The organism is Sphingomonas sp. (genome assembly GCF_039595165.1).
Classification (GTDB): Bacteria; Pseudomonadota; Alphaproteobacteria; order Sphingomonadales; family Sphingomonadaceae; genus Sphingomonas.
Genome location: NZ_JBCNMA010000008.1, coordinates 55,007 through 64,579 on the forward strand (window position 1 = coordinate 55,007; position 9,573 = coordinate 64,579).

Consider the following 9,573-nt stretch of genomic DNA (forward strand, 5'->3'; position numbering starts at 1 on the left):
CTCCCCAGACCATCCCCCACACAACGGAGAAGGACGATGAACGCTGTAGCTCAGCGGGAAGAACAAGGCGGTGAAGTTGCCGTCTATGGCGACAATATTCTGGCGGTGATCGAACGGGCCGCTCGCGATCCAAATACGGACATCGACAAGCTCGAACGCCTGTTTGCGCTTCGCGAGAGGATCGAGGAGCGCGCCGCCAAGCAAGCCTTCACCGAGGCAAAGCTGGCGATGCGTCCCGAGCTTCCCGAGATCGGGATGAAGGGTCAGCTCATCATCCGCGACAAGAAGGATGCCAACGTCATCGTTCAGGAAACGCCGTTTGCGCGGTTCGAGGATTTGCAGGACGCCGTGATGCCGGTGCTGACCAAGCACTGCTTCGACCTCAAGTTCAGCAACGGCTTGGCGCCGGATGGCAAGGTCCGGGTGACGACCATCCTCGCCCATGTAGCGGGCCACGAGGACAGCACGCACTTCGACCTCCCCCATGATAGCAGCGGGAGCAAGAACGCCGTGCAGGCGATCGGCTCCAGCACCAAGTACGGCATGCGCTACGGCACCATCGCGATCTTGAACATCAAGGTCGTCGGCTCCGACGATGACGGGGTTTCCGCCATGCCGGAAACCGTCGTCGAGAAGCCGATCGAGACTGTTCGGGATCAGCCGTTTCCTCAGGGGCCGGCCAAGAACAAGACCGAACTGAAAACCATCGCTCGCCAGCTATGGCGCAATGTCGAGAGCTGCGCCGATGACGACCAGCTCAACGCCCTGCTTGCCGACGACGAGAGCAAGGAGATCATCGCTCAGCTCAAGGAAGCGCTCCCCTCGTGGTGGGACGGCTATGAGAAAGACGGTCAGCAGCACGAAGGCTTGGGCGGCGTCATCACGCGTGTTCAGACCGAGATCGCGGGAGGGCTGCGCTAATGGCTGGCTCGGTCAACAAGGTGATCCTGCTCGGCAAGCTGGGTCGAGACCCTGAGAGCCGCACCTTCTCCAACGGTGGGAAGGTCGTCGAACTGCGCGTCGCCACCAGCGAGACGTGGAAGGACCGCAACACCGGTGAGCGCAAGGAGCGCACTGAGTGGCACACGGTCAAACTGTTCAGCGAGGGGCTGGCCAACGTCGCCGAGCGCTACCTTCGCAAGGGCTCCAGTGTCTATCTGGAGGGCCAGCTACAGACGCGCAAATGGCAAGACCAGGCTGGCGCTGATCGCTACGCAACCGAGGTGGTGCTTCAGGGCTTCGACGCGAAGCTCGTGCTTCTAGACGGCCCAGGCGGTGGATCGCAGCAGCAGACGAGCGAGTCCAGTCAGCGCGGTTACAGGCCGGGTGACGAAGGCCATATTCCGGGGTTCGACCCCGACGATGACGTGCCGTTCTGATGCGCGGCATTCTTGGCCATTCTGCCCTGCGCGCCCGCAAGCGGAACGCCCCGCGTCCCGAGTGGAAGGTGGCTGACGCCTTCCGCCAGTGGCTTCGTGGCCGCGCGTGCGCGTGCATGGGCAGGAACGCGGACTGCGGCGGGCCGATGCGCTCGGCTCACGTCGATTACGCGGCCAAGGGGACGCCGGACGCGAAAGGGGCATCGAGCAAGGTCGCTGACCGTTGGTGCATTCCCCTCTCCGATAACTGCCACAAATTGCAGCACGTCATTGGCTGGCCCGCGTTCGACGCCCGTTATCTTCCAGCCAAGGCAGAGCAATTGGCCGCAGAGTACTGGCGCGCATGGCCTGGCCGCAAGAAGTGGGAACAGGAATTGGAGGCCCGCAATGGCTAGGGACTACACGATTACGCTCACCAGCGGGTTCCAACGGGAGCGTGCCAAGCGCTTCATCGACCGCGCGCCCGCTGGCTATGTCGCGAGCGTTCAGGAGCCGCGGCGAACCCAGGAGCAGAACGACCGCATGTGGGCCATGCTGACCGACATCTCGGTACAGCAGCCGCTCGGCCGCCGCCACACGCCCGACGATTGGAAGGCTATCTTCATGAACGCCTGCGGTTGGGAGTGCCAGTTTGTCGACGGGCTGGACGGTCGACCTTTCCCCAAGGGCTTCCGCAGCTCGCACCTGACCAAATCGCAGATGTCCACGCTCATCGACTTCATGTCGGCATGGGGAAGTGAGAACGGCGTCGTTTGGTCTGAACCGCATCAAGACGCAGCCTAAGGAGGAAACCCATGTTCGTAAGCAAGAAGCGCTACCAGCAGTTGGAGACCCTGAACGCCTACTGGCAGGATCGGGCTTACGAGGCCGAAGCAAAGGTCGCGCGCATGCTCGAACCGCTCAAGCGGGCGAACGCTCTCCGTAAGGCGAGCGCTTCTCTGAAACGCAGCTAACCCTTTCTCCCAGGGACTGGCGGGCACCTAACAAGGCCCGCCAGCAAGGATCGATGACCTACCGAGATATCTTAGCCATGAAGGGCTACCAGCCCCTCAAGATCGAGCGCACCATGAAGCGCGGTGGTGACTTGGTGCTGCTGCCCGTTGAGGGCGCCGCCGTTGTCCCGGGCCGCAAGGGGGCGTTCGCCGGAAAGAAGGTGGCGGCATGAGCAAGCTTCTAGAACTCGCTGAGCGGTGCGAGAAGGCTGATGAAGCCGACCAAATTATAATAATCCAAGCTGCGTTCGCGGCGATGCATCCTAAGCCTGAGGCTGATTATCAGCCACGTCGCGTGCCGATGTTTGCGCCCGAGTTCGACGCGTGGGCTAAGCTGCGCGCAAGGGTGCTGAACTGCCTATGCTGGAATTGCGGCCTTGAGGCGGCGATAGCTCTGGTGCCTGAAGGGTGGACTTGGGTTCTGTTCGCAACGGGTGGTGCGGTGCTTGACCGCGTGATCCCGTCAGATGGCGAAAATAAAATTCGCATCCTTTCCTGCGCGACTCCAGCCCTCGCCCTCTGCGCAGCTGCTCTCCGCGCTCTAGCATCCCAGGAAGATCAATCTCTGACGGTGGTGGAGTAGCAATGCAGAACCTCGCAGCCACCATTCGCGAGCAGATTGAGGAACTCGACGCGCGGCTCGCCTCGCTCGACTCAGACGCCAAGCCTATCCGAGAGCAACTCGGCAACATCGATCGCACGCGCTCTAAGCTGTCGCAACAGCGGACGGAACTGCGCGAGAAGCTGAAGGAGATGGAGGCTAAGCCCCGTGTTTCCGATCATGCCGTCATTCGCTACCTTGAGCGCAAGCACGGCTTCGACTTCGAGAGGGTGCGCGACGAGCTTCTTACCCCAACTGTCATCACCGCGATGAACCTGGGCGCGGAAGGCGTCAAGATAAACGGCGGCACGCTGAAGCTTCGCGGCCGAACCGTGACAACCTACGTGGACGGCCAGCCATGACCATCCCCTACTCTATACCGGGGAGGAGGTAGCCGTGGGCGATGTCCTGTCCCTTGCCAAAAAAATGGAGCGCGCGCTTCGCAATGGGACGGGCTTCAATGTGTCGTCCGACGAGATAGCCGTGTTGGCCGAGTTGGGTGTATTCCAGACCATCACGCTCAAGAAAATCGAGGAGTTGCAGGCCCGGTGTCCCGTCAAGATAGCCCCTACATCGTTGGCGACTTCTGGCTCGACAAGCGAAGGGACGAGAAGTCTCCAAACATCTGGCAAGCCGCTACCTACCGGAAAGGAACTCGCCAGGTCGTATATCTCAGCACTAAGTGCAGGAGCTTAGATGATGCCAAGGCATGGCTCCACGCGCACGTCGATCGCATCAGATCCACGCAGCCGCAGCCGAGCGAGATTGCCGGGCTCGTGCCGGCGATCATGGTCTATTGGGAGGAGCATGGCCGTAAAGCCGAGCGCCCCGATTCCATCGCATGTTCGATCCGCCATTTCTTCGGATTCCTCATCGAGGACGGGAACGCTGGCGTGACCGTAGCAGCCGCCGATACCTCATTGTTTGCCCGCTTCATTGCCTGGCGCATGGGGCCGCACAGCTACGAGGTCGATTGGCGCGGCAAGACATATCGGCACCGGAGCGAAGGCGTGCGCGGCGAAACCGTCCACTCGGACCTTGCTCGCATCGGAGCTGCCATCAATCGACAGATCGACTTCGGCCGCATCCCTATGGCGAACAAGCTGGCCAAGGTGGACAAGCGCCACCGCTCGACAGCTCGGGAATACCTCTACACCATCGACCAGCTCGGCGCGATCATCGCCGTTGCTGCGATGTCAGCGACCGATAAGGACGGCATCGGCATGTTCCGGTGGCTGGTCCTGCAACTGGCGACAGCGTGCCGACCAGAAGCCGCGCTGGCATTCGATCCGCGCGCGCAGTACGACGACGCGCACGGCCTGATCGACCTTCATCCTGTCGGCAAGGCGAGAACCCGCAAGCGCAATCCTGTCGTGCCCTCGATCCACGAGGTGCAGCCAATCCTTCGCCAATGGGCCAAGGACGGCGCTGACACGGTGAAGTCGCGCAAGCGGGCATGGCGGACAATCCGGCGCGTGCTTGGTCTCCCGCCCGAGGCCGTCGCGAAGACGATCCGCTACACCGTGGCGACGGAGCTGCGAAAGATGGGGACCGTCCCCGCGATCCAGATCGAGAGCCTCCTCGGCCACGAGGCGGTCAAGTCAGTCACCGCGCGCTACGCCAAGTACGATCCGAATCATATGGCCGATGCCAAGGCCGCGCTGTCCAAGATTTTCCGGCGCGTGATGACCGCTGCCCACCAGTTTTCTGCTGTCCATTCGCTGTCCAAAACAGGGAATGCGGCTACGATTTTGGTTGACCGCGACTCGGGAAAGGCGCAGAATTCTCAGCGAAACGATGGTGCCGCTTACAGGACTCGAACCTGTGACCCCCGCATTACGAATGCGATGCTCTACCAACTGAGCTAAAGCGGCGCGCCCGGCGCGTCGCCGGGGAAGGTGGCGGCGCTTACCAGCCTCTTCCCTGGCTGACAAGCGTTGCGAAACGGTTGAGCCCGCGCCGGGTCTTTACACAAGATTTACCATGGCAGGCGCAGACTCGGCATGTTTGAGGGCGTTGGCCCTCTGTGGAGCATGCGCATGGACACCCGCGGACTGGAAGACCGCCACGAAACCGATCTCGACGACACTGGCGTCAGCGATTCGGGCAGCCGGCAGCACCGGATCGACATCGGCACCGACGAGCGCCGCATGCATGTGCGCGCCTACAACCACTGGGTGTCGCTGCTGCGCGGCCGTGCCTATCCCTCGATCGAGGATCTCGATCCCGAGAGCATCGCCGATTTCGGGCCGCACAGCGTGCTGCTCGACTTCACCGTCGGGATCGAGAATCCCGCGCTTCGCTATCTCGGCGGCTCGCTCCGCGAGGAATGCGGAGTCACCAGCGACATCACCCATGTCGGCGAAGTGCCCAGCCGCTCGCTGCTCTCGCGTCTGACCGACCATTATCTCCAGATCATCGCCAACCGCGCGCCGATCGGCTTCGAGGCCGAGTTCGTCGGCCAGCGCGGACATAACACGCTGTATCGCGGCATCCTGATGCCCTTCTCCTCCGACGAGGACACGATCGACTTCATCTATGGCGTGATCAACTGGAAGGAGATGGTCGACGCCGAGACCCAGGCGAAGCTCGAACGGGAATATGAGGAGGCGCGCCGCTCCGCGCCGCCGCCCGCCGCCGCGACCGCGGTCTGGGCAGACGGCCCCAGCGCGCCGATCACCGACGAGCCCGAACCCGCAGTCCCACACGACGACGTCGCCAGCATTCTCGAAACGCTCGCCGGCCGCTTGGCGCTGGCGCGCGAAAGCGCCGCCGCGGCGCGCGCCGCCGACACGCGCAGCCGCGCTTCGCTCTACCGCGCGCTGTCGCGGGCCTATGACTTTGCCTGCGCCGCCGAATCGGACGCGGACGGCTATGCCGCGCTGCTCGCCGAGGCCGCGATCACCGTTCAGGCGCGCGCGCCGATGACCGCCGCCGCCAAGCTCGTCTTCGGCACCGACTATGACAAGACGCGCCTCACCGAATTCGCCGCGGTGATGAGCAACGCGCGCCGCAACGAGGTGCCCGAGGGTGGGCTCGAGGCCTTCCTCACCGCCGACCCCGGCGGGATCAAGGCGATCGTCAAGGCCGAGCGCGCGCTGCGCAAGCCTGCGCCGCGAACCGACATCTATGCCCGCGCCGCCGAGGAGTTGCGCAGCCGTCCCCCGCTCGCCCATGTCGAGATCGAGGCCGGCGACAACGAGTTCGTCCTGCTGCTCGCGCGCGCCGGGGAGGACGGCATGCTCGACGTCGTCGCCAAACTCGAGGACGATCCCGCGCTCGCCGAGCGCCTGGTGCGCAAGGCCGCGGCCTGATCGCCGCCGCGGCACCGAAACGGTCGTAGCCAAGCGGCACCTCCCGCGCAGCTTTGTGTCGGCTGCCACCGGTGGCACGGCAACATCGTCTCAATTGTTTCGGTGCAGTGCAGCAAGCCTTGAGCCGCGCCGCGTCCCGGCGCATAGCCCGGCGCCATGAGCAAGCCGATCAAGTCGCTCGCCGAGGCGCTGCAATCGCGTCTCACCGATGGGGCCCTGCCGGGAGAGCTTGAGGGGTTCGGCGACGCCGAACGCACCGCTGCCGCCCGCTTCGTCGCCGAGGCCGCGGCGACGCGGGCGCCGTGCACGCCGGGCATCGCGCTGGAGACCGGCCTGGGCGAGGACAGCCGCGCGATGCGGCTCGCGGTCGTCAACGACGACATGCCGTTCCTGGTCGACTCGATCTCCGCCACGATCGCCGCGCACGACATCGCGATCCGCCGCGTGATCCACCCGGTCGTTTCGGTCGAGCGCGCGGGCGACGGCTCGCTCACCGGCATCGGCGCCGGGGGCTCGCGCGAATCGATGGTCTATATGGAGCTGGAGCGCGCCGACGCCCGCGACCGCACTGGCCTGGTCCGCGATCTCGAACGCAATCTCGGCCATGTCCGCGCCGCGGTGACCGACTGGCCCGAGCTGCGCCGGGCGATGACCGAGGACGCCAATCGCGTCGGCGATCCCGAAGCCGCGTCGCTGCTGCGCTGGTTCCAGGGTGGCAGCATGACGTTGGTCGGCCATGAGACCTGGCACACAGACGGCAAGGTCACCGACGCCGCCGGCATCTGCCGCATGAAGCTCGACACGCCGCTGCTCGCCGACGCCTCGCGCGCGCTCGCGGTCGAGTGGTTCGAGAAGGGCGGCCAGCCGCCGTTGCTGCTCAAGTCCAACCTCATCTCGACCGTCCATCGCCGCGCCCCGCTCGATCTCGTGCTCGTGCCGGTGCGCGAGGGCGCGGAGGTGACCGGCCTCTCGGTCCATGCCGGCCTGTGGACCAGTGCGGCGCTCCATTCGACGCCCGACGAAGTGCCCGTGCTGCGCGCGCGCCTGTCGGCGCTCGAGACCAAGTTCGGCTTCGACCCGCGCGGCCATACCGGCAAGGCGCTGGCGCACGCACTGACCGGTCTGCCGCACGATCTCACCACCGCCTTCCCGCAGGAGGCGCTGGAGCAGATCGCGCTCACCGCCATGTCGGTGACCGACCGCCCGCGCTCCAAGCTGATCCTGATCCGCAGCGCGCTCGGCCGCCATCTCTTCGCCTTCGTGTGGCTGCCGCGCGACGAGGTCTCGACCGGGCGCCGCGTCGCGATCGGCGAGATGCTCGAGCGTGAATCGAACGCCACCCAGATCAGCTGGTCGATCGCGCTCGAGGACGGCCCCGTCGCGCTGCTGCGCTACACGCTCGACCTGCGCGGCGAGGGCCGCATGCCCGACGCCGCCGCGCTCGATGCCGAACTCGAGCGGATGGTGCGCGGCTGGCTGCCCGCGGTGGAGAGCGCGCTTGTCGAGGATGGCCTCGCCGCCGCCCGCGCCGCGCGCCTCGCGCTGCGCTACGCCCCCGCCTTCCCGCTCGGCTATCGCAACGGCAATCCGCCCGAGGAGGCGGCGCGGGACGTCGTCCGCATCGCCGGGCTCGCCGACGTCAATGCCCGCTCGGTCCGCATCTTCGACCAGGGCGACAAGCTGCGCATCAAGCTCTACCGCCTCGGCGGCCCGCTGCCGCTGTCCGACGCGGTGCCGGTGTTCGAGAATTTCGGCTTCCGCGTGATCGAGGAAGTGCCGACCGCGCTGCCTGGCGACGCCGGCGCCTATATCCACGACTTCGAGGTCGCGCTCGCCGGCGGCGGCACGCGCAAGGGCGACACCGCGACGGTCGAGGAGGCGATCGCGGCCGTGCTCGAACTGCGAGCGGAGAATGACGCGTTCAACCGCCTGATCGTCGAGGCCGGCCTCGCCCCCGCGTCGGTCGTGCTTCTCCGTGCCTGGTTCCGCTACCTCCGCCAGACCGGCCTCGCTTATGGCCTAGCCACAGTGGTCGAGGCGCTGCGCCGCGCGCCCGCGGTCGCCACCGCCTTGGTCGAGCGCTTCGCCGCCGCGCACGATCCGGCGCGCGCCAAGGGCAGCGCCGAGGCGGTCAAGGCCGCCGATGCCGCGATCGCCGCCGGTCTCGACGCGGTCAGCGCGATCGACGACGACCGCATCCTGCGGGCCATCGCCGGGGTGATCCGCGCCACGCTGCGCACCAACGCCTTCGCCCCCGCGGCGGCCGAGGCGCTCGCGTTCAAGCTCGACAGCGCCAAGGTGCCCAACCTGCCCGCCCCGCTCCCGTGGCGCGAGATCTGGGTCTATTCGCCGCGGGTCGAGGGCATCCACCTGCGCGCCGGCCCGGTCGCGCGTGGCGGCCTGCGCTGGTCCGACCGCCGCGACGATTTCCGCACCGAGATCCTCGGCCTGATGAAGGCGCAGCGCGTCAAGAACGCCGTGATCGTGCCGACCGGCGCGAAGGGCGGCTTCTATCCCAAGCTGCTCCCCTCCCCCGCCGTCGATCGCGACGCCTGGTTCGAGGAAGGCAAGGAAAGCTACCGTATCTTCATCCGCTCGCTGCTGTCGGTTACCGACAACATCGTCGCGGGCAAGGTCGTCCATCCCGAGCGTGTCGTGATCCATGACGGCGAGGACCCCTATTTCGTCGTCGCCGCCGACAAGGGCACCGCGACCTTCTCCGACGTCGCCAACGCGATCGCGATCGATCGCGGCTTCTGGCTCGGCGACGCCTTCGCCTCGGGCGGCTCGGTCGGCTACGACCACAAGGCGATGGGCATCACCGCCAGGGGCGGCTGGGTCAGCGTCCAGCGCCACTTCCTCGAGATGGGCACCGACGTCCAGACGGAGAGCATCCGCGTCGCCGGCTGCGGCGACATGTCGGGCGACGTGTTCGGCAACGGCATGCTGCTGTCCAAGGCGATCAAGCTGGTCGCGGCGTTCGACCACCGCCACATCTTCCTCGACCCCGGTCCCGATCCGGCGGCGAGCTGGGAGGAGCGCAACCGCATGTTCGCGCTCCCGCGGTCGAGCTGGGCGGACTATGACCCGGCGCTGATCTCCAAAGGCGGCGGCGTGTTCGCGCGCACCGAGAAGGTGATCAAGCTCAGCCCGCAAGTCCGCGAAGCGCTCGGCATCGAGGCGACGGAGATCGAGCCCGGCGCGCTCATCTCGGCGATCCTCAAGGCGCCGGTCGACCTCATCTGGTTCGGCGGCATCGGCACCTATGTGAAGGCAGCATCCGAAGC

Annotated in this window: 12 protein-coding genes and 1 tRNA gene; 10 read left to right on the plus strand and 3 right to left on the minus strand. The window is 66.0% G+C overall.

Annotation, left to right across the window (positions count from 1 at the left end):
* The first annotated feature begins 36 nt into the window (after window positions 1-36).
* From ABDV68_RS02800 to ABDV68_RS02835, 8 genes are all read left to right on the plus strand, one after another.
* Window positions 37-921 (plus strand): ERF family protein, encoded by an 885-nt coding sequence (locus ABDV68_RS02800; protein WP_343518129.1) that lies wholly within the window; start codon window positions 37-39, stop codon window positions 919-921.
* Complete coding sequence (gene ssb, locus ABDV68_RS02805; RefSeq protein ID WP_343518130.1) at window positions 921-1,379, plus strand: single-stranded DNA-binding protein; 459 nt, start codon at window positions 921-923, stop codon at window positions 1,377-1,379. The genes ABDV68_RS02800 and ssb overlap by 1 nt, the downstream gene beginning before the upstream one ends.
* A complete protein-coding gene (locus tag ABDV68_RS02810) occupies window positions 1,379-1,774 on the plus strand; it encodes a hypothetical protein (RefSeq protein WP_343518131.1) in 396 nt (131 codons plus the stop codon). The genes ssb and ABDV68_RS02810 overlap by 1 nt, the downstream gene beginning before the upstream one ends.
* Window positions 1,767-2,162 carry a recombination protein NinB gene (locus ABDV68_RS02815; protein WP_343518132.1) on the plus strand — a complete coding sequence of 132 codons (396 nt, stop codon included), beginning with the start codon at window positions 1,767-1,769 and terminating at the stop codon, window positions 2,160-2,162. Before ABDV68_RS02810 ends, ABDV68_RS02815 begins: the two co-directional genes overlap by 8 nt.
* Before the next feature lie 11 nt (window positions 2,163-2,173).
* Window positions 2,174-2,332: a hypothetical protein gene (locus ABDV68_RS02820; protein WP_343518133.1), complete on the plus strand. Its 159-nt coding sequence runs from the start codon at window positions 2,174-2,176 to the stop codon at window positions 2,330-2,332.
* 77 nt (window positions 2,333-2,409) lie between these two features.
* Entirely contained in the window at window positions 2,410-2,544 is a 135-nt protein-coding gene (locus tag ABDV68_RS02825; protein ID WP_343518134.1) for a hypothetical protein, read from the plus strand.
* Complete coding sequence (locus tag ABDV68_RS02830) at window positions 2,541-2,954, plus strand: hypothetical protein (RefSeq protein ID WP_343518135.1); 414 nt, start codon at window positions 2,541-2,543, stop codon at window positions 2,952-2,954. Before ABDV68_RS02825 ends, ABDV68_RS02830 begins: the two co-directional genes overlap by 4 nt.
* A 2-nt stretch (window positions 2,955-2,956) precedes the next feature.
* On the plus strand, window positions 2,957-3,334 hold the full coding sequence (locus ABDV68_RS02835; RefSeq protein WP_343518136.1) for a hypothetical protein: 378 nt from the start codon (window positions 2,957-2,959) through the stop codon (window positions 3,332-3,334).
* Between the two features lie 555 nt (window positions 3,335-3,889).
* Here ABDV68_RS02835 and ABDV68_RS02840 read toward each other — a convergent pair.
* From ABDV68_RS02840 to ABDV68_RS02850, 3 genes are all read right to left on the minus strand, one after another.
* On the minus strand, window positions 3,890-4,099 hold the full coding sequence (locus ABDV68_RS02840) for a hypothetical protein (protein WP_343518137.1): 210 nt from the start codon (window positions 4,097-4,099) through the stop codon (window positions 3,890-3,892).
* Window positions 4,100-4,168: 69 nt separating this feature from the next.
* A complete protein-coding gene (locus tag ABDV68_RS02845; protein WP_343518138.1) occupies window positions 4,169-4,306 on the minus strand; it encodes a hypothetical protein in 138 nt (45 codons plus the stop codon).
* 464 nt (window positions 4,307-4,770) lie between these two features.
* A tRNA-Thr gene (locus tag ABDV68_RS02850) sits at window positions 4,771-4,846 on the minus strand.
* 165 nt (window positions 4,847-5,011) lie between these two features.
* On the opposite strand from ABDV68_RS02850, the gene ABDV68_RS02855 reads away from it, so the two are divergent.
* Together ABDV68_RS02855 and ABDV68_RS02860 are read left to right on the plus strand one after the other, a co-directional pair.
* Complete coding sequence (locus ABDV68_RS02855) at window positions 5,012-6,286, plus strand: hypothetical protein (protein WP_343518139.1); 1,275 nt, start codon at window positions 5,012-5,014, stop codon at window positions 6,284-6,286.
* 156 nt (window positions 6,287-6,442) lie between these two features.
* A partial coding sequence (locus tag ABDV68_RS02860; protein ID WP_343518140.1) for an NAD-glutamate dehydrogenase domain-containing protein occupies window positions 6,443-9,573 on the plus strand: 3,131 nt, incomplete at its 3' end.

Excerpts from the sequence above, each read along its gene's own strand:
- ABDV68_RS02800 (WP_343518129.1), top strand. The coding sequence starts at position 37 with ATGAACGCTGTAGCTCAGCGGGAAGAACAAGGCGGTGAAGTTGCCGTC.
- ssb (WP_343518130.1), top strand. The coding sequence starts at position 921 with ATGGCTGGCTCGGTCAACAAGGTGATCCTGCTCGGCAAGCTGGGTCGA.
- ABDV68_RS02810 (WP_343518131.1), top strand. The coding sequence starts at position 1,379 with ATGCGCGGCATTCTTGGCCATTCTGCCCTGCGCGCCCGCAAGCGGAAC.
- ABDV68_RS02815 (WP_343518132.1), top strand. The coding sequence starts at position 1,767 with ATGGCTAGGGACTACACGATTACGCTCACCAGCGGGTTCCAACGGGAG.
- ABDV68_RS02820 (WP_343518133.1), top strand. The coding sequence starts at position 2,174 with ATGTTCGTAAGCAAGAAGCGCTACCAGCAGTTGGAGACCCTGAACGCC.
- ABDV68_RS02825 (WP_343518134.1), top strand. The coding sequence starts at position 2,410 with ATGAAGGGCTACCAGCCCCTCAAGATCGAGCGCACCATGAAGCGCGGT.
- ABDV68_RS02830 (WP_343518135.1), top strand. The coding sequence starts at position 2,541 with ATGAGCAAGCTTCTAGAACTCGCTGAGCGGTGCGAGAAGGCTGATGAA.
- ABDV68_RS02835 (WP_343518136.1), top strand. The coding sequence starts at position 2,957 with ATGCAGAACCTCGCAGCCACCATTCGCGAGCAGATTGAGGAACTCGAC.
- ABDV68_RS02845 (WP_343518138.1), bottom strand. The coding sequence starts at position 4,306 with ATGAAGGTCGATCAGGCCGTGCGCGTCGTCGTACTGCGCGCGCGGATC.
- ABDV68_RS02855 (WP_343518139.1), top strand. The coding sequence starts at position 5,012 with ATGGACACCCGCGGACTGGAAGACCGCCACGAAACCGATCTCGACGAC.